Below are 26797 nucleotides of genomic sequence, written 5' to 3'. Positions count from 1 at the left end.
AACCTGCATCGAGCCTACGGCCGCCTCCGCCCGGGCGCCAGAGCAGCCGGGCGAAGAACAACCAACTCGGCCCGGAGTAAAAGGACGCGAAACACGCCCGAGGTGCTTACCCCCCGGTCGCCATGTCTGCTTTTATGGAGGAGATACGCCGCAGCAAGCTGCCGACACAGAAGGTTCTGATGGATTTCCTCCGGGCTGAGCATCCCCGCCCCCGCCATTTCATCCTCCATCTCAGTGACACGCATCTGCTGGCCGGGGAGCGCCGGCTCTACGGAGCCGTGGACAGCCTCACCAATCTGAAAAGGCTCTTTGCACGGCTTGAGGAAAGCGGCCAGCAGCCTGAAGCAATCGTTTTCACCGGAGACCTGGCCGACCGAGGCGAGGCGGGAGCCTATGCCCGGCTGCGCGACGTCGTCGTCCCGGCTGCCGAACGCATGGGTGCCCGGGTCATTTGGGCCATGGGCAACCACGATGACCGGGCGGCCTTCCGGCAGGTTCTGTTGAACGGAGCCCCGGAGATGACCCCGGTGGATCAGGTACACCACCTGGACGGACTGCGGGTCATCACCCTGGACACTTCCGTGCCCGGCTACCACCACGGGGAGCTGGCAGCGGAGCAGCTGGCCTGGCTGCGCCGGGAACTGCATACCCCCGCGCCGGACGGCACCATTTTGGCCATGCACCACCCGCCGGTGCCCAGCGTGCAGGACCTGTCCGTGCTGGTGGAGCTGCGCAACCAGCAGGAGCTGGCCGCGGTAATCGCCGGCAGTGACGTACGCGCGGTGATCGCAGGACACCTGCACTACTCGACCTTCAGCACGTTCGCCGGGATCCCGGTGTCCGTGGCTTCGGCCACCTGTTACGCGCAGGACCTGGTGACGCCGGGAACGCGCGGCCAGGATGCCGGGCAGTCCTTCAACATGGTGCACCTGTACGAGGACTCGGTGGTCCATTCCGTGGTGCCGCTGGAGCAGGCCGGCACGGTGGGGGAGCAGGTGGGCCCGCAGGAGACGGCGGACCGGCTGGCGGCCGCCGGCGTACGGATCCCGGACGCCCGCACGCTGGCTTCGGCGTAGGGGATCAGCCCCGGTCCGGCTCCGGGCCCAGGTTGAAGAACCGGCCGGTCACGGAGACCGGAGTGATTTCCACATAACGGTATTTCTCCGTGCGCACCCAGGGCTGCAGCGGCAGCTGATCCGCGGCAGTGATCTCTTCGGAAGTTTCCAGTTCCCGGATGGTTCCCCTGACGACGACGGACCAGGCCTGGTCGCTGGTGATGCCGTCCGCTTCCAGCGCCACACGGGAATTCACCGTAAGTTCGGCGAGCTTGGTGCCCGGAGCCGTGCGGATGGTGATCACGCCGTCGTGCGCGAAGTAGTTGATCGGGAAAATGTCGGGCTCGTTGAGCACGCTCAGGGCCAACCGGCCGTGCTGCGTGTGCTCAAGGTACTTCCAACTCTGCTCGGGACTGAGTTCAACAACCGGGGGCCGCTCTTCACTAGTCATGAGCACAGTGTGCCAATCCCGGCCCTCCCGCCGCTACTATCAGGCTGCTTATCAACTTGACTCAGGCTCCGGTTTTCATGAGAGTTGAAAGGGTAGATATTGTCAGCCAGCTATGGACCTCACACTCAGAGAGCACGTGATGACAGACGCAGAAACGCAGAATTCCGGCAACGGCCAGAACAACGCCGAAGCCCCCAAGACGCTGACCACCCGGCAGGGACACCCGGTCTACGACAACCAGAACACCCGCACCGTGGGTGCCCGCGGCCCGGCCACGCTGGAAAATTACCAGCTTCTGGAGAAGATCAGCCACTTCGACCGGGAACGCATCCCGGAGCGTGTTGTACACGCCCGCGGCTTCGTGGCCTACGGCGAATTCGAGGCTTCCGGCAAGTGGGGCGACGAGCCCATTGCCAAGTACACCCGCGCCAAGCTTTTCTCCGAGCCGGGCAAGAAGACCGACGTCGCCATCCGGTTCTCCTCGGTGATCGGCGGCCGTGACTCCTCCGAGGCCGCCCGTGACCCGCGCGGCTTCGCGATCAAGTTCTACACCGAAGACGGCAACTGGGACCTGGTGGGCAACAACCTGGGCGTCTTCTTCATCCGCGACGCCATCAAGTTCCCGGACGTGATCCACTCCCTGAAGCCGGACCCCATCACCTTCCGCCAGGAATCCGCCCGCATCTTCGACTTCATGTCGCAGACCCCCGAGGCCATGCACATGCTGGTGAACCTCTTCAGCCCGCGCGGCATCCCCGCAGATTACCGCCATATGCAGGGCTTTGGCGTGAACACCTACCGCTGGGTCAACGCACAGGGCGAGTCCAAGCTGGTCAAGTACCACTGGCTGCCGCAGCAGGGCGTGAAGTCCCTGACCGAGGAAGACGCCGCGAACATCCAGGCCAACGACCTCGGCCACGCGTCCAAGGACCTCTACGAGGCCATTGAGCGCGGCGACTACCCCAAGTGGGACCTGTACGTGCAGCTGATGGATGACAACGATCATCCGGAACTGGACTTCGACCCGCTGGATGACACCAAGACCTGGCCGGAGCAGGAGTTCGAGCCCAAGTACGTGGGCACCATGACCCTGAACCGCAACGTCACGGACCACCACAACGAAAACGAGCAGATCGCTTTCGGCACCGGTGTGCTGGTGGACGGCCTGGAGTTCTCCGATGACAAGATGCTGGTGGGCCGCACCTTCAGCTACTCGGATACCCAGCGCTACCGCGTGGGACCGAACTACCTGCAGCTTCCGGTGAACTCCGCGAAGAACGCCCGGGTGGCCACCAACCAGCGCGGCGGGCAGATGTCCTTCGGCACTGACCTTGCGCCGGGCCAGAACCCGCACGTGAACTACGAGCCGAACATCACCGGCGGCCTGCAGGAAGCACCCAAGCCGGCGCAGTCCGAACTCGGTCCGGAGCTGGAAGGCCGCCTCATCCGCGCCCGCCTGCCCCGCACCAACGACTACATGCAGGCCGGCCAGCGCTACCAGCTGATGGAGCAGTGGGAGAAGGACGACCTGGTGAAGAACTTCGTCGACAACATCTCCCAGGCTGTCCGGGAAGTTCAGGAGCGGATGCTCTGGCACTTCTACATGGCCGACGACGAGCTGGGCGCCCGCGTGGGCGAGGGTCTCGGCATCAGCCTGGACGAGATCAAGGATCTCGGCCCGCTGGCCACCCAGACGCTCAACGAGGAAGAAACCGAGCGGATGAAGAACCTGGGCCACAACGGCCCCCGCAACGTTGAAGGCCTCACCATGACGCACTGCGTACCCAACGAGCACGTGGTCGTCACCCGGTAGGGCAGCACAAAACTACCGCAGCGAACGACGGCGGCGGCGCACCTGGGGCGCCGCCGCCGTCGTTCTGTGTCCCTGGCCTGTTCCCGGGCCAGGTTCCCGGGCCAGGTTCCCGGGGTCAGTGCTCCCAGGGGGCCTTGACCGGGAAGTACTTCTCCAGGAAGTCCGTGACCCGCTCCGCGCGTTCGGCGGCCGGCACCTCGGGGAAGCTGCCGTCATTGAGGCAGAACATGTCCATGTTCCGTTTGGCGAGCAGGCGCTCCAGGGCTGACAGGCCCGCGTAGGACGTGGTGTCCACGTACTTGGTCTTGGCGGTTTCCTGGGTGACCGCACGCCCGGTGAGCAGGGCGTAGTAGTGGTAGAGCGAGTTGGTGACGGAGATGTTGTCCTTGGCGCGGAAGGTACTGGCGGCGGTGGCGGCGAACTCTGCGGGGAACGCTGCTTCCATTTCCAGCAGCACGCTGCGGCGCAGCGGAGCGGCCGCGTGTTCCAAGTGGCGGGTGGTGATCCGGCCGAAGCGTTCCCACAGCAGCCGCCGGTTTACCCGGGCCGCGTTCTCGAAGCCGCTGCGCTCGGCGTCGTTGGAGCCCAGTCCTATCCGGGTGCTGGCTTCGATGAACTTGGTGATCCCGCCGGGGGAGAAGAACATATCGGGGGCCACCGGGCGGCCGAAGAACATGTCGTCGTTGGAGTAGAGGAAGTGTTCCGCCAGCCCGGGGATGTGCTGCAGCTGCGCTTCCACCGCCTGCGAGTTGTGCGTGGGCAGCACTGACGGGTCCTTGAAGTGCTCCGCCGCGGGCACAAAGGTGACCGAGGGGTGCTCCGCCAGCCAGTGGGGCCGCGGGGAGTCCGAGGCGATGAAAATCCGCCGGATCCAGGGTGCGAACATGTGCACCGAGCGCAGGGCGTACTTCAGTTCGTTGATCTGCCGGAAGCGGGCCTCGTGGTCATCGCCCTCGCCCACCACGGCACCCTGCATCCGGGCCGCGCGGGCGGCCTGGAATTCCGGGGAGCTGCCGTCCACCCAGGAGAACACCAGATCGATGTCGAAGCGGATGTCCGTGGCGTGGTCAGCGAACATGTTCTCGATGGTCGGCCAGGTCAGGCCGTGCTTGTCCACGGTGCCGCGGACTGCCTCCGAGGCCGGCAGGGTGCGGCGGGTCAGGGAGTTCTCCACCGGCAGGGTGATGTTTTCCCCGTCCAGGTCCCACAGTTCAATCTGCACCCCGGCCGCAGCGGAGAACACCAGGTTGGTGCCGGTGAAGGCGCGCGGCCGGTAGACCCGGATGATCCGGGTCTTGTCGCCGGGGGCCAGGCTGCCGTCGGCAATGAGCAGGGTGCGGCTCTTTTTGGTGTCCACGCTGCGCGCGTAGAACGGCTCCTCGCGGCAGGCTTCCACCATTGCCTTGCGCAGCAGGTCACGTTCGCGCAGGTTGACGGCGATCACCGGCCGCTGGTCATTGCCGCGCACCAGCAGGTAGGTGATGCCGGCGTCGTCGAGCACCCTGCGGACAAACAGCAGGTCTTCCACCATGGCCTCGTGCGGGGTGAGGCCGGTGTCCATCAGAGCCAGGCGGCCCTTGAACATGGCCACCTCGGGGCGTTCCTCCACGCGGCGGAGTACGGCGGGGGCAGCTGTCTGGAGGTTTTCGGGTTCGAAGTCCGGCTCCGGGGCTCCGAAGTAGACATCGTGTTCGGCGGCTGTATCGGTAATGGGAACCTCCTAGGGATGGTCGGCGCCCGCACATGCAGGCGCTGGTTGGGTGCAGCGCTGCACGGGGAACTGCTGCCGGGATACCCGGGTGTTGCACTTGTTGCGCGGTGCCGGTCTTGGCCGGTGCGTATTGGGCCGAACCGCGGGCCGCCCGCGGACGGGGTGGGCGCGGGGACGGAGCACGGGTCGGCCGGGAGCCACTGAGGAAACCGTAACACCGCGCTGGAACATCCTTCTTCCGAGCCCTGTCCGTTTTCCGGCCGGGGCCGTAGTTCTCTTGGCCAGTATCTCATCCTGCGCCGCGCTGCTGCGAGGCGACGGCATAGGCTGCCGGCTTCACGGGGGCCGCGAGCTTCGCCGGGTTTGTGGTGCCCGTGACTTGTGGATAACCGGTTGTGGTGTGGGGGCGGTGGCTATTATGGCCGGACTGACAGTGTCGCGGCTTGCCCAACTTGGGGGTTTCGGATGACCAGAACCATTCTGCGCCGTTCTCGTGTTTGGAGCTTCCCAGCGGTTTTCGCCGCGGTTGTCCTGGCCGGGTGCACGGGCGCTTCCGGGGATTCAGGGACCGGTGCTGCCTCCCCGTCTCCGTCACAGTCGTCCGCCTCAGCGACGCCAACTCCCACGCCCACACTGTCAGCTGTTTACAAGCCGGCCTCTGCCGAGGGGCCGGCGGAAAATGTTCCGTTGCCGGTGATGCCGGAGGAGGCGAAGGTCGAGTCCAAGGAAGGGCTGGAGGCGTTTGCTCGGTATTGGTACGAACTGGTGAACTACGGCTACGAGACCGGCGATACAGGACCGGTGAAATCGGTTAGCAGCACTGATTGCCTCGCTTGCCAGAACTATTACAAGGTTGTAGATGACGGGTATGCGAATAATGACTGGATAGCCGCGGGTGAAATTGAAGTCAAAGACGCGGCATCCGAATACATCCTGACTCGAGAAGGGCGTTATCAGGCACTAGCCGTTATCCAGCAGGCGGGTATGGCTTTTTATGGTCCAGAGGGTCTCCAGGGCACGGACGACGGCGATGACGGGCCGGCCGTGCAATTATTCGAAGCTGTCTACGCTGACGGGCAGTGGAACCTGGTTTTTCTCGACACAATGAAGACGCAATCGCCGTGAAATCTTTGGAACCTGGTGCCGTAAAGAACATGCTTGCGACCGCTCTGGTCCTCGCTCTCGCGTCGCATGCTCCCTTAGATTCTCGTGGTGAAGGCTCCTTCAGCGGGGGGAGCAACGTAAGCGGTTCTGCAGTTTACGCCCAAGATCCCGCGACTGGCGCGTGGACGACTATGCCGGTAGGGCTTCCTGATGATCCTTTCGGATTCCGGTTTGAGCTTGTTTGCTTCGATAACCTCTCTGGTGACGTTGACTGCCTCGCAGCGAACCAGGCCGCGTGTACGGCGGGCGAAAACGGTCGGCTAGTTTATTGGTTCCGCGGGTTGAAGATCAGTGATCCGAGTGGATGGGAAAAGGTCAGCGACACCCCGTCGTGCATCTACTCCGAGGAGCCGGTGGACATCGGCCAGCAGATCCAGGCGCAGATCCTCACTGCGTTCCAGGAGCGGCCGATCGCAGCCGGGAGGCTGGTGGTGCAACCCAGTCCGCACACGCTGATCGGGATGGAGACCAATGTTTACGTTGAAGCCGCCGAGCAGGTCTTCGAGATGGTCCTGCTGGACCAGACGGTCCGCATAGTTGCGACGCCCACCGAATACGAAATCAACTACGGCGACGGAACGGTCTACGGTCCCACGTCCGCCGCCGGTGCACCGCTGCCGCAGGGTCGGTGGGGAGAGCAGACCCGCACGAGCCACAGGTACGCCGCCGCAGGGGACTACCAAATGGGTGCAACCGTGCATTTCTCCGGAACCTATTCGGTGAACGGCGGGCCCATGATTCCCATTGACGGGAGGGCCGCCGTCGCTTCGCAGGCGCAAACAATCCGGGTGTGGCGGGCCGAAACCCGCAGCGTCGCGGACAACTGCCTCATCAACCCGAACGGCATCGGCTGCTAAAGCCCTTTCGGCTTCGGCACCGCAAACAGTGTCCGGGGATCCTGCAGCACCGCCGGATACGCGAACGCTGAACGCGGAATGCTGCCGGACAGCGACACCGGCCGCACAGCGGTGTCATTGGTCAGTTCCACCGGACCGGCATGACCCAACAGCAGTTGCGAGCGGTCCGCCGGCGAGATCACCGCCACCGGATCGCCGTCGTCCATGTCCTCCAGCAACCGCACCAGCTGCCGGCCGCGCTTGCCGGTAATCGGCGTCCCCTTCACCGAAAGCATGGGCAGGACAATGGCGGCAGCATCGCCGTCGGGCACCGCCCGGGCAACCCACAGCGCCTCGCCCGGCGGCGGATCCGCAGGGTCCGAAACGTCTGCGGGGGAGGGCCACACATAGGGCAGGCCCGCGTCGGTGTCCGGAAACAACGGCCCGTACACCTCGGGGGACTTCTCAATCAGGTTCGAGCGGTGGCTGCGGTGCAGCTGCTCGTCGCCCAGCCACGGCGGAAGCTCGACGTCGGAGCTCGCCGCTTCCGGAGCGAACTCCAGGATCTGCTCGCGCACGGTGTCGGCGTGCCCGCGGGCGATCCACTCGTCCGTCATTGCCAGCCCGTACGCCGTTAGCGCCGGCACGAAGCCCTTCCACATCAGCAGGGCAGGATGGCGCTGCCAGCCGTAATCCGGCACCACCAGACCGCGCAGCAGCTGCAGGGTCTCCACCCGCTGCTTGCCCAGCCGCGCCTGATCCAGGACCCGGGCACTGCGGGCAAAGCTCTCATACGGGAGGAAGGTCTGCACGGGCCCAGTCTGTCACTGTTCCCCGCGGCCGGCCCCGTCACCGGCCCCGTCACCGGCCTCCGCCCCGGTGCCGGTGAGCAGCCGGACCATGATCAGGTCCCGGAAAGTATGCGCACCAACTTGGAAGGACCGGCGGCCGGACGTCTGGAACCCGGACTTGCGGTAAAAGGACTGCGCGCGGACGTTGCCGTTGTTCACACCCAGCCACATGGACCGTGCACCTACGGACGCCGCCGCTCCGGCGGCAGCATCAATGAGCTGCCCGGCAATGCCCCTGCCGTGGGCATCCGGGTGGACGTAGAACTTGCTCAGCTCCGCCGAGGGCCGCAGCGCCCGGCCCTGGTCCAGGGCATCGAGCACTTCGGGATCGGTTGGCGCTTCGAGGACCAGCAGGCAGTACCCCACCAGCCGGCCGTCCTGGCGGGCCGCGAGCACCAAACGCTTCTCATCCGCGAGGAACTGCGTGAAATTCCCGGCGGAGAGATTCGCGGCAACGAAGGCCGCGCTGTCTTCCGGTGTGACTTCGGGCGGGCAGGCCAAAGGAAAAGTGAGGGAAGCTAATTCGACGAGCCCGGGAATGTCTTCAGCCGTTGCATGTGAAATGGAAGCTTGCACCCTTCCAGCATAGGCACTGACTCCGTGTTGCCCGCCCGGCGCCGCGGCCGGACGGGCATCGGCCGTCTTAGTACTTCACGTACAGTTCGCCCACCGGCAGCGCGGTGTCCACGGTGTTCGCCGGGCCGGGCAGCGGGCAGGCCCACGCCTCGTCATAGGCGCAGGAGGGGTTGTAGAGGTAATTGAAATCCAGCACCAAGCTGCCGGGTTCACTGCCCGGTCCCAGGCTGGCGCCCTTGATCGTGTCCAGCAGGTAGCGCCCGCCGCCGTAGCTGCCGCCGTCGGCGCCGGAACTGGCATCGCGGACCGGCACAAAAATTCCGCCGCCGTACGTGTCCAGGTTCCATACCGCCAGGCTGCCGACCCCGTCCACGTTCACCGTCCCGAGCCGGGTGAACGGCACCGTCCCGTCCGTTCCGGTGGCCACCTCCATCGACTCGCCGGCACCGGCGCCGTCAATAACGGCCTCGAACCGGAACGCCGGATCGTAGCGGGCGGTGCGCAAACCGCGGAACCGGCGGCGGACATCTTCCGGGAGGGGCGAGGCCGGGTGCGTGCCGAAGAGCCGATCCCGGCCGGTGGCCCAGAGGGCATGGGCGTGCGACGCCGAGATCCCCTCGGCAGCGCGACGCGCCTGCTCATAAAGGGCGAAAGTGTTACGGCGCCAATCGGCGGTGGCAAGGGCTGTGACGGGAGAGAGCATTTGTCCAGCGTAGTGTGTTCGGGTGACTACCGGACTTCTTATTGTGGTGCTCGTCGCCATCTTTATCGGCGCGATAGCCCAGCGGATCGCCGGTCTAGGCTTTGCGCTGCTCATTTCTCCGTTCCTCGTGATCATCCTCGGTTCCCACGGCGGCGTGCTGATGGTGAACATCTGCGGCCTCGTGTCCTCGCTGCTGATCATGAGCCGGGTTTGGCGGGACATCGACTGGTCCATGTACCGGTGGCTGGCCATCCCGGCGGTCTGCGCCAGCGTACCGGCCTCGGCGGCCGCCGTGTACCTGCCCGCGGCCCCACTGGCAGTCACCGTGGGCGCCGTCGTACTGGTGGCCCTGAGTATCTCCCTGTTCCTGCAGCGCACCTCTATCCAGCTGACCGGCAATACCCCCAAGGCCGTGGCCGGTTTCACCTCGGGCATCACCAATGCCATGGCCGGCGTCGGCGGCCCCGCCGTCAGTGTGTACGCCTTGCTGGCCCGCTGGCCGCAGCGCCCGTTCGCCGCTACCCTGCAGCCGTTCTTCGTGACCACCGCCGCCGTCACCCTGACCTCCAAGCTGATCCTGGACCCCGGCCAGATGCCTCCGTTCCAGCCCTGGGCCTGGGTGCTGGTGGGGGTCATGATTGTGGGCGGCATCTACGCGGGGGAGAAGCTGCAGCGGTTCATCCGCGACGACCAGGCCCGGCTGGCAGTAGTAGTCATCGCGTTCATTGGTGCAGCCACGGCACTGGTGAAGGGCCTGTACGACCTCTGACCGGCATCGGCACCGCTGACACCACGGCCGTGCCCGCCGCAGTTACCCGACTCACGCAGGCACCTCATCGGGCTGCACCGGACCGGATGGCACGATAGAAGCGATGAAGATTTTATTGCGGCCGAAGAAGCCGGGTGTGCCGCCCATGCCACTCTGGCTGCAGGGAACGTTTGAACTGGGCCAGGCTGCCGTGCTTTCCGCGCTGCTGGTGCTGCTGCCGCTGGTGGGCGTGTGGCTGGCCAACGGCTTCACCGATATCGACTTCACATCCCTGGCGCGCCTCGGCGGCCAGGCCTGGCTGCTCATCCACGGCGTGCCGCTGCAGCTGAGCTTCGCCGCCGGAGAACTCGGAACGGGTCCGGCCTCCGGTTTGCTCTCCTTCTTCCCGCTCGGGCTGACGCTGATCCCGTTCTTCCTGTCCTGGCGTGCCGGCCGCCGTCTGGCCCGGGCCTCCTACACGGACCAGCTCTGGCAGGCACTGCTTGGCGCCCTGGGCGCCTATGCGCTGCTGGGCGCGGCAGCCGCCTACTTCAGCAGCACCGACGGGGTGCGGATTTCGGTGGCCGCCGGTGCGCTGCTGCCCCTCATCGCGGCAGGCGCCGGCCTGATTGTGGGGGCCCGGATCGAAGCCGGATCCTGGGTGCGGCTGATCGGCATGGACCTGACCGCCTGGATTGCCCGGACCAGCCAGCATTCCCGCTGGGCCGGCTCCTACATGTGGGCCGCCCTGCGTGCCGCGGTGGTGGGGATCGTGGCCGCACTGGGCCTGTCCTCATTGCTGCTCGTGGTGACGCTGGTGATGAGTTGGGCCGAAATGGTCTCCGTGTATGAACGGCTCGGCGCCGGTGTGCTGGGCGGAACGGTGCTGACCGTCGTCGAGCTGGGCCTGATGCCCAACTTTGTGGTGTGGACCCTGGGCTGGGCCTCGGGCGCCGGATTCTCCCTGGGCACCGGAAGCATCATCAGTCCGCTGGAAACCACGGTGGGTCCGCTGCCCGCGCTGCCCATCCTCGCCGCCCTGCCTACGGGGAGCATGGAATACGGATACGCGGCGCTGCTGATACCGGTGGTGGCCGGGATCCTGGCCGGCTGGTGGTTCCTGCGCGAGGGCGAAAACCACTTCGACGAGTGGCTTTCCATCAAGATCCGCGCCCGCTGGTTCACGGCACCAGTGTCCACGCTGGTCCTCGGCGCGATCGTCGGACTGGTCTCGGGACTGCTGGCGGCCGGGGCCGCCTGGCTGTCCGTCGGGTCGCTGGGGATCGGGCGCTTTGTGCAGCTCGGCCCGGATCCGCTGTGGCTGGGACTGTGGGTAGCTGCCGAAGTGGGGGCCGGCGTCGTCATCGGTTACGCCATGGGTCCCTGGCTGGAACGTGAGCCCAAACCCGAGAAACAGCGGGCCGCGGTCTAGCGCATCTGCTGGAAGGGCAGGTACTCGGCCTGGCAGGCCTCCGCGCCGTCCAAGGTCAGCGCCGAACGCATGCATGTTTCATAGGTTACGGTCTGGTCCCAGATGGCCACCATGAAGCCCAGCCCCAGGGTGGTCAGGAAGGTGATGACCAGGCCCAGCGACACCAGGACGGGCAGCAGGGCACCCATCCGCCGGCGGGCCAGCTTGACCAGGGCGATGATTCCCACCACGAAGGCGACAAGCCCGATTGCCAGCGGCACCAGCTTCCACGGCAGGACCAGGCCGCTGCTCAGCAGCATGACCAGCACCAGCAGCCAGAACACGCGGACATAGCGGACCGCGTTCTTCTTCTGCTCGTCGGTCGCCCCGGGGCGGCGGCTCTGCTCCGCGAGGGTTTGGGTCTTGTACTGCGCGCCGTCGTCATTCATGGGTTTAAGCCTAGGGGACGCCGCACCCTATGGTTGACGCATGCGCATCGTAGTCCTCGTGTCCGGTACCGGCTCCAACCTTCAGGCCGTGCTCGACGCCGTCAGCGACGGCCGGCTGGATATAGACATCGCGGCAGTGGGCGCGGACCGGCCCGGCACCTACGGGGTGCAGCGGGCGGCCGACGCCGGCGTCCCCACCTTCGTGGTGCCCTTCCGCGATTTCCCGGCCCGGCCGGACTGGAACCGGGCGCTCACCAAAACGGTGGCTTCCTACGCGCCGGACCTGGTGCTCTCCTCGGGATTCATGCGCATTGTGGATGAGGAGTTCATCAACGCGTTCAACGGCCGGTACCTGAACACGCATCCCGCGCTGCTGCCTTCCTTCCCTGGGGCACACGGCGTCCGGGATGCCCTGGCCTACGGCGTGAAGATCACCGGCTGCACGGTGCACTGGGCCGACGCCGGCGTGGACACCGGCCCGATCCTGGCCCAGGCCGCGGTGGAGGTGCTCGACGGCGATACCGAGGAGTCCCTGCACGAGCGCATCAAGGTCCAGGAGCGGCGGCTGCTGATCGACACCCTGGACCGGTTGAGCCGGGAAGGGTTGCCGGCGCCGGCTTAGTCCAGCGCCGCACCCTTGGTCTCGGGTGCGAACCGGGCCATCCACAGCACCGCCATTAGCACCAGCACTCCTGCCAGGGCGAACGACAGCGCCAGCCCGAGATGGGGCCACAGCACCGAGACGAACAGCAGCGGACCCAAGCCTGCCCCCACCCGGGAGACGGTGGAAGCCCAGCCGAAACCGCTGCCGCGCAGCTCGGTGGGGTAGAGCTCCGAGACGTAGGCATACAGCACGGGGATGGCCACCTGCACCACGAATCCGTAGGCCAGCAGCCACACCGTTGCCGCAGTGGGCAGGTCCACCACCAGCGCCACCACCACCAGGATGGCGGCGGACAGCGGACCGGTGACCGCCAGGATCCACTTCCGGCCAACCTTCTCCACCAGCAGGGCCGCCGCGATAACTCCGAGCAGGCCAACGGCTGCCATGCCCGAGGTGGTCAGGAACGCCCGATACTCGGCAAACCCGGCGTCAACGAGGATCTTGGGCATCCACTGCAGCGCCAGGTAGTAGACCAGCAGGATGGTCAGGAACAGGGACCATGCGGTGATGGTGGTTTTGCTGCTGAACCTCCATAGGTCGCCCAGTTGGGCGCCCATAGTGCGCAGGGACAGCTTTTCCGGTTCCTCCGGTTCGGGCAGCCGCCACTGGGTTTGGGTTCCCCCGGTGCGCCGGATCAGGCTGTTGATGACGGCGGCCGCCTCATCGGTGCGGCCCTTGCGGACCAGATAGAGGGGGGACTCGGGGACCGAACGGCGCACCCAGAACACCAGCAGGGCGGGGACCACCATCACCAGCATGGTGTACCGCCAATCCGCGAAGGTGGCCATGATCGCAGCGGAAGTGAGCCCGCACAGGGCGGCACCCACCGGCCACCAGCCGTCCATCCCGGTCAGCACCCGGCCGCGCTGTTTCTTGGGGGTGAACTCGCCAACGAGCGCGTAGTCCACCGGCACGCAGCCGCCCAGTCCGAACCCGGCCATAAAGCGGAAAATGCAGAACCACACAATGTCCGGGGAGAACGCACCCAGCACGGTAAAGAGGGAAAACACCAGCAAGGTAGCGGAAAACGCTCGCTTGCGGCCGATCGCATCGGCAATGGAACCCCATACGAAGGCACCAATGGCCATGCCCAGCAGATTCGCGGTGCCGATCCAGGCGGCCTGCGGCGCCGTCAGCCCCCATTCCTTGGACAGCAGCGGAATCAGCACGCCGTTCAGCGTTACGTCCCAGGCATCGAACATAAACCCGAGTCCGCCGATGAGGAAGATCCGGCCTTGGACCTTCCACCGCCACGGCAGGTTCTGGACCACCTGGTCACCGGTGGGCAGCATATTGGTGATGGACATGTTGGTTCGGGGCCTTCCGGGGATGCGGGGTGCAGGAGGGGTGGCTGCGTGCCGGGGGTCAATGGCGTCGGGGAAACAATACCGTGCGGGGCCCCCACCTGTGGATAAGGCGCCGAAGACTCGCGGGACCGGGCACCATGTGGTGATGGGCAAACCGGAGCGGGCGGGAGGGATCGGGCTGCCCGGACCGGTGTTCTCCGTGGCAGAGGCGCGGGCACGCGGCGTGCCGGCGTCGGAGTTGCGGCGCAGGGCGTACGACGGCGCCGGGCACGGTTTGCGTACGGTCCGCGGGGCAGCATCCGCCCTGCCGGATGCGGTGCGGCCGCTTGCCCCGGCGTCCGGCACTACGGTGGCCAGCCACACCACCGCCGCCGCCCTGTGGGGCATCTGGTTGCCGTACCGCTTCGGGCCCGAACCGCTGCACCTCACCCGGCCGCTGCGGTTCAGCCAGCCGCGGAGGAAGGGCGTCGTCGGGCACCATGCACCCCTTCTGCAACTGGACGTGGTCCGGGCCGGAGGGCTGCTGGTGACATCACCGGCTTGGACTTGGCGCGACCTGGCCGCTCTCTTGTCTCCCGATGAGTTGGTGGCTGCGGGGGACTCCCTGCTGCGGCGGAGGGATGCGCCGGACCGCGGTGGCTACCTGTCCCAACCGGATCCGCTGTGCGGTATGCAGGAGTTGCAGGAGGTTCTGCTGCGCAGAGCGGGAAACCGCGGTGCATCCACCGCGCGCACCGCTCTCGAGCTGATGCGCCCAGGCGCGGACTCGGCCCAGGAAACCAGGTTGCGGTTGCTCATTCGGCGTTCCGGGCTGCCGGAGCCGGCAGTAAACCAATGGATTATCGGTCCGGCGGCGCAGCGCGTGTCCCGGCCGGACCTGCAATATGTGCGGCTGCGGATTGCGCTTGAATATGAAGGCGAGCATCACCTGCTGAATCCGGACCAGTGGCACCGGGACATTGAGCGCGACGACCGCCTTCGACGGCTGGGATGGGTGGTGCTGCGCTTCAGCAAGAAGCACCTGCGGCCCGGCAACCAAGCCGCAGCAGCGGAGAAGGTTCGCGCTGCCCTCCTGACGCGCGGCTGGCGACCCGGACAGCCCGCCTGACGCGGCCGGCCTGACGCAGCGTGCCCCACGAGAAGGCAAAATTTACCGATATTGTGCCGAAAATCGGTAAATTGTGCCTTTTCGTTCCCTTTGACGGTAATTTTTGCCTTTTCGATCGCGTGCAGGGACCGGTCTTTGCCCGGCCCCAGCGCGGCCAAGACACGTTGTTACAGCCCCGCAGGCGTGGTCCGGAGCACATAGGCATAAACTTTCCGCATGGCCGTACGGCCTTTTGCACGCCCTTCATCAACCCCTTTGGAGTGTCAGCTGTGAGCAACCCTGTCCTTGACCGTGTTCCTATCCGCCGGGCCCTGATCTCGGTTTACAACAAGACGGGGCTGACGGAGCTGGCGCAGGGCCTTTCGGCAGCCGGTGTCCGGATTGTGTCCACCGGATCCACGGCCAAGCAGATTGCCGCCGCCGGCATCGAGGTCACCGAGGTCTCCGAGGTCACCGGCTTCGCCGAATGCCTCGACGGGCGGGTCAAGACCCTGCATCCGCGCGTCCACGCCGGGATCCTGGCAGACCGCCGCCGCGAGGACCACGTGGCCCAGTTGGAGGAGATGGAGATTGAACCCTTCGACCTCGTGGTGGTGAACCTCTACCCCTTCGTGGAAACCGTCCGCTCCGGCGCAGCGCAGGATGACGTGGTGGAGCAGATCGACATCGGCGGTCCCTCCATGGTCCGCGCCGCCGCAAAGAACCACCCGTCCGTTGCAGTGGTGGTGGACCCGAACAAATACTCCGACGTCGTCACCGCAGCAGCCGAGGGCGGCTTCGACCTGGCCCAGCGGCGCCGGCTCGCCGCCGAAGCCTTTGCCCACACCGCCGCCTATGACAACGCAGTTGCGACCTGGACCGCAGAGCAGTTCGGCGACGGGACCGAAGACGGCTCCAAGTGGCCGGCCTTCACCGGCCTGGCCCTGGAACGCGCCGAAGTGCTCCGCTACGGCGAAAACCCGCACCAGGACGCAGCCCTGTACGTAGAGCAGGACGGACAGCCCGGCGTCGCCCAGGCCGACCAGCTGCACGGCAAGGCCATGTCCTACAACAACTACGTCGACGCCGACGCCGCCCTGCGCGCCGCCTTCGATTTCGATGGACCCGCCGTCGCCGTCGTCAAGCACGCCAACCCGTGCGGCATCGCCGTGGCCTCGCCCGGTGCAGCCGATCCCATTGCGGATGCGCACGCCAAGGCGCATGCCTGCGATCCGGTCTCGGCGTTCGGCGGAGTCATCGCCGCCAACCGGACCGTCACGGCAGGCATGGCCGAGACCGTGAAGGACATCTTCACCGAGGTGGTGATCGCCCCCGACTTCGAGCCGGAGGCCGTGGACATCCTCAGCGCCAAAAAGAACATCCGGCTGCTTGCCCTGCCGGACGGCTACGGTCGCAGTGCCGCTGAATTCCGGCAGGTTTCCGGCGGCGTGCTGGTCCAGAAATCGGACCGGCTGCAGGCCGAGGGCGATGACCCGGCGAACTGGACCCTGGCCGCGGGGGAGCCGGCAGACGAGGCCACCATGGCCGACCTGGCCTTCGCCTGGGCAGCGGTCCGCGCGGCGAAGTCCAACGCCATCCTGCTCGCCAAGGACGGCGCCTCCGTAGGCGTGGGAATGGGCCAGGTGAACCGGGTGGACTCCTGCCGGCTCGCCGTCGAACGCGCCAACAGCCTGGGTGCAGCCGGCGAGGACCGCGCCCGCGGTTCCGTGGCGGCGTCGGACGCGTTCTTCCCGTTCGCGGACGGCCTGCAGATCCTGATCGACGCCGGCGTCCGCGCCGTGGTGCAGCCGGGCGGCTCCATCCGGGACAGCGAAGTGGTTGAAGCAGCTGCTGCGGCGGGGGTCACCATGTACTTCACCGGGGCACGACACTTCTTCCACTAGGAAAAACCCGCTCCGCCGCGCCTGGAACCGCGGGACCGTGCAGGTAATGCACCGTCCCGCGGTTTAGGGCCGGGATAGTGGGCTGTGGCATAGTTGGACTCAAATACAAGCTAAAAAGACGGGTCCCGTCATGCCACAAGACATGCTCCGGTGCCCACCAACACACTAGGAGTACGTGTGGCTGAGAAAATCAAGGTTGTGGGCTCTGTTGTAGAGCTCGACGGCGATGAAATGACCCGTATCATCTGGCAGTTCATCAAGGACCGCCTGATCAACCCGTACCTGGACGTAGACCTGAAGTACTACGACCTCTCGATCCAGAACCGCGACGCAACCGATGACCAGGTCACCATTGATGCCGCCAACGCCATCAAGGAACACGGCGTGGGCGTCAAGTGCGCCACCATCACCCCGGACGAAGCACGCGTCGAGGAATTCGGCCTGAAGAAGATGTGGGTCTCCCCGAACGGGACCATCCGCAACATCCTGGGCGGCGTGGTCTTCCGCGAGCCGATCATCATCTCCAACATCCCGCGCCTGGTCCCGGGCTGGAACAAGCCGATCATCATCGGCCGCCACGCCCACGGCGACCAGTACAAGGCCACGAACTTCAAGGTTCCCGGTGCCGGCACGCTGACCCTGACCTACACCCCGGCCGACGGCAGCGAAGAAATCAAGCAGCAGGTTGTCACGTACAACGAAGATGGCGGCGTCGCCATGGGTATGTACAACTTCAACGATTCCATCAAGGACTTCGCGCGCGCTTCCTTCGCCTACGGCCTGCAGCGCAACTACCCGGTATACCTCTCCACCAAGAACACCATCCTGAAGGCCTATGACGGCCAGTTCAAGGACCTGTTCCAGGAAGTCTTCGACGCCGAGTTCAAGGACCAGTTCGAAGCAGCCGGGCTCACCTACGAGCACCGCCTGATCGATGACATGGTTGCCTCCGCAATGAAGTGGGAAGGCGGCTACGTCTGGGCCTGCAAGAACTACGACGGCGACGTCCAGTCCGACACCGTTGCACAGGGCTTCGGCTCGCTGGGCCTGATGACTTCCGTGCTGATGACCCCGGACGGCAAGACCGTTGAGGCCGAAGCAGCGCACGGTACGGTCACCCGCCACTACCGCCAGCACCAGCAGGGCAAGCCCACCTCCACGAACCCGATCGCTTCGATCTTCGCGTGGACCCGCGGCCTGATGCACCGCGGCAAGCTGGACAACACCCCCGAGGTCATTAATTTCGCCGAAACCCTTGAGGACGTTGTCATCAAGACGGTTGAATCCGGCAAGATGACCAAGGACCTTGCACTGCTGGTTGGACCCGAGCAGCCGTACCTGACCACCGAAGAGTTCCTCGCCGCACTGGACGAGAACCTCAAGGCCCGTCTGGGTGCCGTGGGCCCCCCTTAGTTATCCGCGGCCCCCCCCCAACCGGCCGCGGGCGCCGCGCCGGGGGGGGGGGGGGCCCCCCGTCGCCGTTAAGCCCGGTAACACCGGCGTCACAAGTAGCGCAGGGGTTGCGGCGGTGCCACCATGTGGGGATGTCGAACTCCACCGCCGCACCGTCCAAGCCCGGCTCCGCCGCCGAAGAGCGAAGTGCCCGCATAGCGGTGACCGTCTTCCCGCTGCTGATTGTGGCCGGCGGACTGGTTGCCCTGTTTTTCCCGCAGCCCTTCACCGGTCTGTCCGCCTACATCAATCCGGGCCTGATGCTGATTATGTTCGGGATGGGCCTGACTCTCACCCTTCCCGACTTCGCCCTGGTGGCCCGCCAGCCGCTCCCCGTCCTGCTGGGGGTGGTGGCCCAGTTCGTGATTATGCCGCTGCTGGGGTTCGGGATTGCGTGGGCGCTTCAACTCAGTCCGGAACTGGCGGCCGGCGTGATCCTGGTCGGCTGTGCCCCCGGAGGCACGGCGTCGAACGTGGTCACATACCTGGCCCGGGGCAACGTGGCGCTGTCCGTGGCCATGACCTCCGTTTCCACGCTGCTGGCCCCGCTGCTGACCCCGTTGCTGGCTCTGTGGCTGGCTGGCCGGTACATGGCCGTCGATGCGGGAAACATGGCCTGGTCCATTGTTCAGATCGTCCTGATCCCGGTGATACTGGGGCTGGTGATCCGGTACCTGGTGCCGAAGCTGGTTGACCGGGTGCTGCCGGTCCTGCCCTGGGTTTCGGTAGCGGCCATCACGTTCGTGGTGATTGCTGTCGTCTCGGGCAGCTCCGAGGCCATCTTCACTGCGGGCTGGCTGATCCTGCTGGCCGTTGTGCTGCATAACGGCCTGGGCCTGGGACTGGGCTACGGTGCAGCAAAGCTGTTCCGGCAGCCCGTACCCTCCCGGCGGACCATGGCCATTGAGATCGGAATGCAGAATTCCGGCCTGGCGGCGGGACTTGCCAAACAGTACTTCGCACCGGAAGCAGCTCTGCCGGCGGCCGTGTTCTCGGTCTGGCACAACGTCTCCGGCGCATTGATGGCCGCGATCTGGCAGCGCCGGCCCTCACACTGACTGCACGCCGGGCAGCAGGTGTGCAGCAACGCAGCAGGCCCCGGGTGGAAACCCGGGGCCTGCTGCGTCGGGAAGCAGCTAGATGCCGGCGCCCTGGTCACCCGAGGACGTGGGGCCCCCGGAGGAGGACTGTCCGCCGGAACCCGATCCGCCGGAGCCGCCGCTGGTCTGGCTGAACGAACCGGGGGAGCCGCTGCCGGAGCCCTGGGACCCGCCACTGCCTGAGCCTGCGCTGCCTGAGCCGGAGCTGCCTGAGCCGGAGGACACCGACGCGGGCTCCGACGTCGTCTGGCCGGAGATGGTGTGCCCGTCCTTGTAAGCGGCAGCCACTTCGATCTTGCGCGGCTTGGAACGCTCGCTGACCGGGATGAACACGCTGAGCACGCCGTTCTCGTACTTCGCGGAGATGGAGTCAATATCAATGCCCTGGCCCAGGTTCAACTGCCGCAGGAACGTTCCGCTTTCCCGTTCCCGCGTCAGCCAGGTGACTCCTTCGGTGGCGTGGATGGTCCGCTCCGCGCGGATAGTGAGCAGCTGCCCGTCCACATCCACATCGACTGAGCCCGGATCAATGCCGGGAAGATCCGCGTTCATGATGTAGTGGTCGCCCTCGCGGTAGAGGTCAATGGGCATCAGCCGCAGTCGCTGCCGTGGATCAAGGAGCGCCCCTGCCATCCGGTCGAGTTCGCGGAACGGGTCAAACTTCATCGCCATTGTCATCAACTCCTCTTGCGCCGGCGCCCGCCGGGCACCGGTGGTGTTGCCGGTTGTTGGAAAACGGAGAAACAGGCTGAGCCGCAGTGGCCCAACGGTGCAAATCACGCTAGCACTCGCTAATAGTGAGTGCTAGGTCACGGCGATGGATCGCGGCTTGGAAGCCGTAATCCGGCCCCGGGGCCGTTGGGCACCGCGGGTACGGTGCTCACAGCGGCCAGGAGTGCACCGCCGCGTTGCTGTGCATGTTCTCCCAGTACCGCCGGGACAGTTCACTCAGGGCTGCCGGACGGGACAGGCCTGACTCCTCGAGCCGGCGGAGCATGGCGATCTGCCACGCGGCCCCGTTCTGCTCGGTCCGGGCGCGCTCGGTGACCACATTGAGGTACCGGTCAATCAGGGAGGCATCCACCTTCAGGTCCCGCAGTCCCTCTGCGGCCTGGGGGATCAGGTGCCGCACGATCAGTTCCGCCACGGGAATCTCGCCAATGCCGGGCCAGTAGACCGTGGCTTCCAGGCCGTGACGGGCGCAGGTCAGGAAGTTGTCCGAGGCGGTCTTGAATGCCACCCGGCTCCAGAGAGGACGGTCTGCGGTGCGGATGTATTCCACGAGCCCGTAGTAGAACGCAGCGTTGGCCACCACGTCCAGCACGGACGGACCGGCGGGAAGGACCCGGTTCTCCAACCGCAGGTTCGGTGTGCCGCTGCCCGGATCGTAGATGGGCCGGTTCCAACGGTAAACGGTGCCGTTGTGGAGCCGGAGTTCCGGCAGCAGGGGCGCCCCGAACGGGGTGGTTTCCCCGCCGTTGCCGGACAGTTCGGGAAGCAGCGCCGGGAAGTACCGGACATTTTCCTCGAACAGGTCGAAGATGGAGGTGATCCACCGTTCACCGAACCACACACGCGGGCGGACGCCCTGGTTGCGCATTTCCGGCGGCCGGGTGTCAATGGCCTGCTTGAACAGTTCAATCCGGGTCTCATGCCAGAGCAGGTGCTCCATAAAGACCGGCGAATTCGCCGCCAGGGCAACCTGCGGCGCCGCTATCATTTGAGCCGCGTTCCAGGCCGGGGCAAACTCCTCGGGGGAGACCTCCAGGTGCAGCTGCACCGAGGTGCAGGCTGCCTCGGGGGCAATGTTCTGGGCGTAAAAGGACAGCGGCTCCGGCCCCGAGAGGTCCAGCAGAACATCCTCGCCGCGGGCCTGCAGCACCGAGGTGTTAAGGGCTGCATACCGCTGTCCGCTGCTGAGCCACTCCCAGCCGTCCATGAAGCCCGGCGTGAGGGTGGGGAGGATCCCCACCATCATGATGTCCGCGGACTCCTGTGCCGCCCGCTCGTCGGCCCGGTTGAGCTGGGCCCGCAGGCTGTCCTCGAGATCCTTCAGGCCGAACTGCCCCACCGACATGGCCGGGTGGTTCATTTCGATATTGAAGGCGCCGATTTCCGTCTGGAATGCCGGGTCGGCAATGCGCTCGAGGACGGCCTGGTTGCGCAGGGCAGGCGAAAAGTCCCGGTTCGTGAGGTTTAGCTCCAGTTCCAACCCAATACTGGCCGAATCGGCAAACTGCGCCGTCGACAGGTAATGGGCGAAATGGTCCAGGTTCTCCAGCAGGCGCTGGCGGTACGCCGTCCGCTGCGCCCGGCTGAAGGTCCTGCTTGAGACTTCAGCACCCATGGCCGCTACTTCTTCTTCTTCAAGCCCTCGTAGACATTGATGGGACGCTGCATCTCGCCTTGCTGGGCGCCCATCACAACCACGGTGCCCGTGAGGGCCGGAATGCTCCACTGGAGGATTTTAAGCTGGCGCTGAGCGGACTTGAGTTCATCGGAAGCGCCGGCGCGGGGCTCCGTGGCGCCCTGGCTGCCCTGGTCGGAGAGTTTCTCCACCTTGCTTCCGAGGATGCCGGAGTACAGGGTCACCACTGCCGCCAGGGCCGTTACCACCGTCTTGTAGGCGGTTGAGCGCCCAACACCTTCCTGCGCCGCGATGCGGGTCTTGTTGTCGCCGACCAGGGCGAGTCCGGCCAGGAAATGCATGCCAATGGCAGCGGCCTGGATGGGTGCCCATTTTTTCCAGCCCAGTGCCGAAAGACGGGCCCTTTCGGTGGGATCCTTGGCCTCCGCCGTGGCACCGTTGAGGCCAACGGCGCCCATCAGTGAACCGCCGAACCAAGCCGCGGCGGTGAGGTCGTGTACAGAGCGCGTAATCAGGGTTGCAGCCAATGTATTGCTCCTGTGGGTTGTTGGTGCAAAAAAGACAACCACGCGCGGTAAACATTAGCAAGGGCACTTATGATCCTAACACGCTACACATTGAGAACTAAGTGTGCTTAGTATTGGTGAATCCGGTACATCCGATCTTGATCAGCAGTTGGAATGACGAAAGAGAGCGATGATGACAGAGAATTACAGCCCGCGCGATGGAAGCCATGCGGCTACTCCGGCCGGAGGCGCCAGCGATTCGACCGCCTCAGCCAAGGCCGACGCTGCCAAGCAGCAGGCCGGTGACATTGCCCAGCAGGCAAAGGGCAACGCAGCACAGGTGGCTGACACGGCCAAGACCGAGGCGGCAGGCGTCGCCTCTGAAGTCAAGAGCAACGCCAAGGATCTCTTCACGCAGGCCCGCTCGGATCTGACTGAGCAGGCAGGGGTGCAGCAGCAGAAGGTAGCCGAAGGCCTGCGCTCCATGGCCGATGAACTGCACTCCATGGCACAGTCGGGACAGTCCGGCGTCGCCACGGACCTCGTCGGCCAAGCCGCCAACCGCGCCTCCTCCGTGGCCACCTGGCTGGACGGCCGCGAGCCGGGCTCCCTCGTTGACGAAGTGAAGGGCTTTGCCCGCCAGCGTCCCATGGCTTTCCTTGCCATTGCAGCGGGCGCCGGATTCCTTGCCGGCCGCTTGAACAAGAGCATCAGCGCCGGCCGTCCCCAGCAGGGCACCGCAACCGCCGGTTCCTCCGGACAGCACGTGGCGGCGCCGGTTCCGCAGGCCCCTGCCGCACAGCCGACCGTCGGCACCACCGGAACCGCCGGCAGTACCGGAGCACTGGATGACCCGTTCGGCAGCGAGCCGGTCCGCCCGGCCGGCACCGGCCCCGCCTCGGCACAGACGCTGCCGCCCACGCCGAACACCGGCGTTCCCGCAGCTGATCCCTACAGCGGTGGTCGGCACTGATGAGTACCGAAATGCCCGAAATGCCACCCACTGCGGCACAGGCGAAGGCGGAAACCACCTCCCTGGGTGATCTGCTCGGCCAGGTGACCCAGGACATGTCCACCCTGATGCGTCAGGAAGTGGACCTGGCGAAGGTCGAACTCAAGCAGTCTGCGTCCCGCGCGGGAAAGGGCGCGGGAATGTTCGGCGGAGCCGCCGTCGCCGGGTACTTCGTTCTCCTCTTCCTCTCCGTGGCGCTCTGGTACGCACTGGGCACCACGGCCATCGGCTTCGGCTGGTCCGCAGTGATCGTGGCCGTTATCTGGGCGATCATCGCCGCAGTCCTGGCCAGCCGCGGACGCACTGAGATGAAGAAGATCAACGGTATGCCGCAGACGTCTGAAACCCTGCAGGAAATTCCCCAGACCATGAAACCAAGCGAGGAAACACGATGAGTGAAAACCCTGATGAGATCCGCGCCGATATTGAAGCAACCCGCCGGCGCCTGGGTACCAACGTTGACGCTGTGGCGGACAAAGTAACTCCCTCCCACATCGTCCAGCGCCAGACGGACAAGGTGAAGGACAAGGTTTTCGGAGTAAAGGACAAGGTGATGGGTGTGGCTGATTCCATGGGCAACAGCGCGTCAAACGCCGGAGGCAGCGTTTCCGACGGAATGTCCGCTGCCGGTTCGGCCGTTTCCGACGCTCCCGGCCGCGTGGTCAACAAGGCCCAGGGCAACCCGATGGCAGCGGGCCTGATCGCCTTCGGCGCCGGCCTGCTGGCCGCTTCCCTGATCCCCGCCAGCGAGAAGGAACGCGTCGCTGCGGACAACATCAAGACCGCCGCCCAGCCGATGACGGACGAACTGGCTGGCGCCGCGAAGGAAATGGCGGAGGGGCTCAAGGAGCCCGCACAGGAAGCGATGGAGAACATCAAGTCCACTGCGACTGACGCCGCGCAGAACGTGAAGTCGGAGGGGCAGGCGGCCGCCGCGGACGTCAAGGATTCTGCTTCCGACGCACCGCAGAACGTCCGCAACGCCTAACCGGTGCCGGATGCAGCCGCTCCCGGGCTGACGGCCGGGGAGAAGGGCAATATCGACGGGGGGGGGGGGCCCCCCCCGGGGGGGGGGCGGCCGCGGGGGGGTTTAGTCGGGGTCAGGGGGGGGCCGGGGGGCTCGCCGGCCAATTCCGCCGGGGGCGCCCCCCCTCCCGGGGGGCGCCGCCGCCGTCGTTTTTAACCCGGTGGACGGAAGGAAAGCCCTACCGGGGGAGCGCGGCTTCGTCGTTGCTGTAAAGCACGCCCATCTGGGCCCGCGCGGCATCAAAGAGCTTCATGGTGCGCAGCGAATCAGCCCAGGTCATGGTGGGGCTCTCCACCAGTCCCTCCTGGATGCACCGCGTGACCTCCCGCAGTTCGTACGTGTAGCCGTTGCCGACCTGCGGGAAGCGCTCCACCCGTGCCTCGCCCGTATGCGGAACTATGGTGAGTTCCACCGGGTTGTGCAGCGGCGAACCGGTGCGAAGCCAGCCCTTGCTGCCGGAAATAAGGGCAGTCCGGGGGCAGGAGGAGACCAGGGAAGAGGTCAGCTGGGCGAACCCGCCGGAAGCGTATCCCAGGGTCAGGGCATTCTGGCTGTCCACCCCCTGGTGATTCAGGGTGCCCACCGCGTGCACGGTCTCCGGGTATCCGAGGGTGCCCAGGGCGAAGGTCAGCGGGTAGACCGTCAGGTCCAGCAGGGCGCCGCCGCCGGCAGCAGGGTCCCATAGCCGGCTGGCCGGATCGTAGGGAGCAGGGAAGCCGAGGTCCGCCTGGACCCAGTTGATGTCCCCGAGTTCCCCGGAAGCTACCAGCTCCCAGATCCGGTTGATGCAGGGCAGGAAGCGGGTCCAGACGGCCTCCATCAGGAACAGGTTGCGGCTGCGGGCCAGCTCAATGAGGTCCTCGGCCTCCCGTGCATTGATGGTCATGGACTTCTCGCACAGCACGTGTTTGCCGGCTTCCAGGGCCCGGCGGGCAATTTCATAGTGCTGGGCGTGCGGGGAGGCGATGTAGACCACGTCGACGTCGCCGTCGGCGAAGAGCTGGTCGTACCCCGGGATCCCGTCGGCATCGTAGTAGCTGGCGGCAAAGCCGAAGCGTTCGGCAAAGTCCTCAGCAGTGGCCTGCCGGCGCGAACTGACCGCCTGCAGGACGGCGTCTTCGAGCCGGGCGATGTCTTCGGTGACACGCTCGGCGATGTTGCCGGTGGCAACTACGCCCCAGCGCAGGGTCCGGCCGGTGGACTGGACGGGGCTGGGGGCGCCCGGCTGTACGCAGGGTGGTGTGGGAATGTGTTGAACGGCAGTCATGGTCCTCGTCTTCCGCGTCGTTGAGGGAGTACCCCATACTCTATGGTTGCCGGGTTCCGGGGCCTAGGCCCGGACGGCAGGCAGTCCTCGCGGATGGCCGGCGCCGGCAGATGGAACAGCCCGGGTCCCCTGTAGCGGGGAGCCCGGGCTGTTCCGCCCTAAAGGGGCGGGTTATTACGGCAGCAGTGTACCGGTGGTGCTACTTGACCAGCGGGGAAAGCGTCGGGTCATTGGCGTACGCCTCGGCAGCGTTGGCCTTGGTGACGATGACCGGCTCCAGCAGGTAGGCCGGAACAACCTTCTTGCCGTTGTCGTAGCTCTCGTCGTCGTTGACCTCGACGTCTTCACCGGCAGCCAGATCCTTGACCATCTCGATGGAGTGGTTCACCAGGTTGCGGGTGTCCTTGTTGATCGTGGAGTACTGCTTGCCTTCCATGATCAGCTTCACGGACTCAACCTCGGAGTCCTGGCCGGTGATGACGGGCAGGGTCTTGCCGGCGGCCTCAACCGAGGTCAGTGCTGCGCGGGCCAGGGTGTCGTTGGGGGAGAGGACGCCGTCCAGCTCAGCGGAGGCGTAGTTGGCCGAGAGCAGGGTGTCCATGCGCTTCTGGGCGTTCTCGGCCTTCCAGCCCTGGGTTACAACCTGGTTGAACTCAGTCTGGCCCGAAACGACCTTGAGGTTTCCCGATTCGATTTCCGGCTTCAGCACGCTCATGGCGCCGTCGAAGAAGACCTGGGCGTTGGCGTCATCCGGGGATCCGGCGAGCAGCTCGATGTTGTACGGACCCTCGGGCTTCTTTTCCTTCAGTCCGTCCAGCAGGGCCTGGCCCTGCAGCTCGCCAACCTTGAAGTTGTCGTAGGCCACGTAGTAGTCAACGTTTTCAGTGTTGGTCAGCAGACGGTCATAGGCAATGACGGTGATGCCGGCATCCTTGGCATCCTGCAGCTGGGAGCCGAGCTGCTTGCCGTCGATAGCGCCGACAATCAGGACCTCGACACCGTTGGTGATCATGGAGCTGATCTGGTTCTGCTGCTCGGACACGCCGCCGTTGGCGAACTGGACCTGGCCTTCGAAGCCGGCGTCCTTGAGGCCGTCGTTGAACAGCTTCTCGGCGAGGACCCAGTTTTCGGAGGTCTTCTGCGGCAGGGCAACGCCAATGGCGGCACCTTCGCCGAAGCCGGACTCGGATCCGGAAGCGGATTCTTCTTCGCGGCCGCAGGCGGACAGCGACAGTGCTGCCACCGTTGCGACAACGGCGAAGGACTTTGCGAATTTACGCATGATGTTCTCTTTCTTGATAGCGGTACTGGAGGATATTGCCGGTCAATGGAAAG

Annotated in this window: 25 protein-coding genes and 1 pseudogene; 14 read left to right on the top strand and 12 right to left on the bottom strand. The window is 65.8% G+C overall.

Annotated elements, in window-relative coordinates; all coding sequences use genetic code 11:
* Nucleotides 1–179: 179 nt before the first annotated feature.
* Nucleotides 180–1076 carry a phosphodiesterase gene (locus LOC57_RS11190; protein ID WP_229959730.1) on the top strand — a complete coding sequence of 299 codons (897 nt, stop codon included), beginning with the start codon at nt 180–182 and terminating at the stop codon, nt 1074–1076.
* A 4-nt stretch (nt 1077–1080) separates the two neighbouring features.
* On the opposite strand, the gene LOC57_RS11185 is transcribed toward LOC57_RS11190, so the two are convergent.
* Nucleotides 1081–1506, bottom strand: a complete 426-nt coding sequence (locus tag LOC57_RS11185) for a pyridoxamine 5'-phosphate oxidase family protein (protein ID WP_229959728.1) — start codon at nt 1504–1506, stop codon at nt 1081–1083.
* Between the two features lie 139 nt (nt 1507–1645).
* Here LOC57_RS11185 and LOC57_RS11180 point away from each other — a divergent pair, with 139 nt between their 5' ends.
* Nucleotides 1646–3319, top strand: a complete 1674-nt coding sequence (locus LOC57_RS11180) for a catalase (RefSeq protein WP_229959726.1) — start codon at nt 1646–1648, stop codon at nt 3317–3319.
* A gap of 115 nt (nt 3320–3434) precedes the next feature.
* Here LOC57_RS11180 and LOC57_RS11175 read toward each other — a convergent pair whose 3' ends face one another.
* Nucleotides 3435–4904 carry a stealth family protein gene (locus tag LOC57_RS11175; protein ID WP_227914388.1) on the bottom strand — a complete coding sequence of 490 codons (1470 nt, stop codon included), beginning with the start codon at nt 4902–4904 and terminating at the stop codon, nt 3435–3437.
* Nucleotides 4905–5495: 591 nt separating this feature from the next.
* Here LOC57_RS11175 and LOC57_RS11170 point away from each other — a divergent pair.
* Both LOC57_RS11170 and LOC57_RS11165 read left to right on the top strand, forming a co-directional pair.
* Nucleotides 5496–6155 carry a DUF6318 family protein gene (locus tag LOC57_RS11170; protein WP_269440280.1) on the top strand — a complete coding sequence of 220 codons (660 nt, stop codon included), beginning with the start codon at nt 5496–5498 and terminating at the stop codon, nt 6153–6155.
* Between the two features lie 320 nt (nt 6156–6475).
* The gene (locus LOC57_RS11165; RefSeq protein WP_229959724.1) at nt 6476–7051 is read left to right on the top strand and encodes a hypothetical protein; all 576 of its coding nucleotides are present in this window, start codon (nt 6476–6478) and stop codon (nt 7049–7051) included.
* Here the strand turns inward: LOC57_RS11165 and LOC57_RS11160 are convergent.
* The 3 genes from LOC57_RS11160 to LOC57_RS11150 all read right to left on the bottom strand — a co-directional run bounded on the left by LOC57_RS11160 (nt 7048) and on the right by LOC57_RS11150 (nt 9160).
* The gene (locus tag LOC57_RS11160) at nt 7048–7842 is read right to left on the bottom strand and encodes an MSMEG_6728 family protein (protein WP_229959722.1); all 795 of its coding nucleotides are present in this window, start codon (nt 7840–7842) and stop codon (nt 7048–7050) included. The genes LOC57_RS11165 and LOC57_RS11160 overlap by 4 nt on opposite strands.
* Before the next feature lie 12 nt (nt 7843–7854).
* Nucleotides 7855–8457: a GNAT family N-acetyltransferase gene (locus LOC57_RS11155; protein WP_229959720.1), complete on the bottom strand. Its 603-nt coding sequence runs from the start codon at nt 8455–8457 to the stop codon at nt 7855–7857.
* A gap of 67 nt (nt 8458–8524) precedes the next feature.
* Nucleotides 8525–9160, bottom strand: a complete 636-nt coding sequence (locus LOC57_RS11150) for a DUF1684 domain-containing protein (RefSeq protein WP_229959718.1) — start codon at nt 9158–9160, stop codon at nt 8525–8527.
* 22 nt (nt 9161–9182) lie between these two features.
* On the opposite strand from LOC57_RS11150, the gene LOC57_RS11145 reads away from it, so the two are divergent.
* Complete coding sequence (locus tag LOC57_RS11145) at nt 9183–9929, top strand: sulfite exporter TauE/SafE family protein (protein WP_227914260.1); 747 nt, start codon at nt 9183–9185, stop codon at nt 9927–9929.
* Between the two features lie 145 nt (nt 9930–10074).
* Nucleotides 10075–11340: a cell division protein PerM gene (locus LOC57_RS11140; protein WP_229960063.1), complete on the top strand. Its 1266-nt coding sequence runs from the start codon at nt 10075–10077 to the stop codon at nt 11338–11340.
* On the opposite strand, the gene LOC57_RS11135 is transcribed toward LOC57_RS11140, so the two are convergent.
* A complete protein-coding gene (locus LOC57_RS11135; protein ID WP_227914257.1) occupies nt 11337–11768 on the bottom strand; it encodes a hypothetical protein in 432 nt (143 codons plus the stop codon). The genes LOC57_RS11140 and LOC57_RS11135 overlap by 4 nt on opposite strands.
* 40 nt (nt 11769–11808) lie before the next feature.
* Here LOC57_RS11135 and purN point away from each other — a divergent pair, with 40 nt between their 5' ends.
* Nucleotides 11809–12390: a phosphoribosylglycinamide formyltransferase gene (gene purN, locus LOC57_RS11130; protein WP_229959716.1), complete on the top strand. Its 582-nt coding sequence runs from the start codon at nt 11809–11811 to the stop codon at nt 12388–12390.
* Here purN and LOC57_RS11125 read toward each other — a convergent pair.
* Entirely contained in the window at nt 12387–13739 is a 1353-nt protein-coding gene (locus tag LOC57_RS11125; protein WP_229959714.1) for an MFS transporter, read from the bottom strand. The genes purN and LOC57_RS11125 overlap by 4 nt on opposite strands.
* Before the next feature lie 145 nt (nt 13740–13884).
* Here LOC57_RS11125 and LOC57_RS11120 point away from each other — a divergent pair, with 145 nt between their 5' ends.
* From LOC57_RS11120 to LOC57_RS11105, 4 genes are all read left to right on the top strand, one after another.
* Nucleotides 13885–14847, top strand: a complete 963-nt coding sequence (locus LOC57_RS11120; protein WP_229959713.1) for an endonuclease domain-containing protein — start codon at nt 13885–13887, stop codon at nt 14845–14847.
* 269 nt (nt 14848–15116) lie between these two features.
* Complete coding sequence (purH, locus tag LOC57_RS11115) at nt 15117–16730, top strand: bifunctional phosphoribosylaminoimidazolecarboxamide formyltransferase/IMP cyclohydrolase (RefSeq protein ID WP_229959711.1); 1614 nt, start codon at nt 15117–15119, stop codon at nt 16728–16730.
* A gap of 177 nt (nt 16731–16907) precedes the next feature.
* Entirely contained in the window at nt 16908–18143 is a 1236-nt protein-coding gene (locus LOC57_RS11110; RefSeq protein WP_331460660.1) for an NADP-dependent isocitrate dehydrogenase, read from the top strand.
* A gap of 131 nt (nt 18144–18274) precedes the next feature.
* On the top strand, nt 18275–19240 hold the full coding sequence (locus tag LOC57_RS11105) for a bile acid:sodium symporter family protein (RefSeq protein ID WP_229959709.1): 966 nt from the start codon (nt 18275–18277) through the stop codon (nt 19238–19240).
* 321 nt (nt 19241–19561) lie between these two features.
* Here LOC57_RS11105 and LOC57_RS11100 read toward each other — a convergent pair.
* From LOC57_RS11100 to LOC57_RS11090, 3 genes and pseudogenes are all read right to left on the bottom strand, one after another.
* Nucleotides 19562–19954: pseudogene (locus LOC57_RS11100) on the bottom strand (Hsp20/alpha crystallin family protein); the annotation flags it as partial.
* Nucleotides 19955–20162: 208 nt separating this feature from the next.
* On the bottom strand, nt 20163–21629 hold the full coding sequence (locus LOC57_RS11095) for a glutamate--cysteine ligase (RefSeq protein WP_227914250.1): 1467 nt from the start codon (nt 21627–21629) through the stop codon (nt 20163–20165).
* A 5-nt stretch (nt 21630–21634) separates the two neighbouring features.
* Nucleotides 21635–22177, bottom strand: a complete 543-nt coding sequence (locus LOC57_RS11090; protein WP_227926910.1) for a hypothetical protein — start codon at nt 22175–22177, stop codon at nt 21635–21637.
* Between the two features lie 172 nt (nt 22178–22349).
* On the opposite strand from LOC57_RS11090, the gene LOC57_RS11085 reads away from it, so the two are divergent.
* The 3 genes from LOC57_RS11085 to LOC57_RS11075 are packed head-to-tail and all read left to right on the top strand — an operon-like array spanning nt 22350 to nt 24156.
* Complete coding sequence (locus LOC57_RS11085) at nt 22350–23129, top strand: hypothetical protein (RefSeq protein ID WP_227914248.1); 780 nt, start codon at nt 22350–22352, stop codon at nt 23127–23129.
* Entirely contained in the window at nt 23129–23563 is a 435-nt protein-coding gene (locus LOC57_RS11080) for a phage holin family protein (RefSeq protein ID WP_227914247.1), read from the top strand. The genes LOC57_RS11085 and LOC57_RS11080 overlap by 1 nt, the downstream gene beginning before the upstream one ends.
* Nucleotides 23560–24156, top strand: coding sequence for a DUF3618 domain-containing protein (locus LOC57_RS11075; protein ID WP_227914246.1), 597 nt, complete (start codon nt 23560–23562; stop codon nt 24154–24156). The genes LOC57_RS11080 and LOC57_RS11075 overlap by 4 nt, the downstream gene beginning before the upstream one ends.
* A gap of 217 nt (nt 24157–24373) precedes the next feature.
* Here LOC57_RS11075 and LOC57_RS11070 read toward each other — a convergent pair whose 3' ends face one another.
* Together LOC57_RS11070 and LOC57_RS11065 are read right to left on the bottom strand one after the other, a co-directional pair.
* A complete protein-coding gene (locus LOC57_RS11070) occupies nt 24374–25462 on the bottom strand; it encodes a Gfo/Idh/MocA family protein (RefSeq protein WP_227914245.1) in 1089 nt (362 codons plus the stop codon).
* Nucleotides 25463–25661: 199 nt separating this feature from the next.
* A complete protein-coding gene (locus LOC57_RS11065) occupies nt 25662–26744 on the bottom strand; it encodes a substrate-binding domain-containing protein (RefSeq protein ID WP_227914244.1) in 1083 nt (360 codons plus the stop codon).
* Between the last annotated feature and the right edge of the window lie 53 nt (nt 26745–26797).

Origin of the sequence: Arthrobacter sp. zg-Y750, assembly GCF_020907365.1 — a bacterium.
Taxonomy (GTDB): Bacteria; Actinomycetota; Actinomycetes; order Actinomycetales; family Micrococcaceae; genus Arthrobacter_B.
Note: the sequence above shows the minus strand (reverse complement) of the source record. Positions and strands in the feature narration are given on the sequence as shown.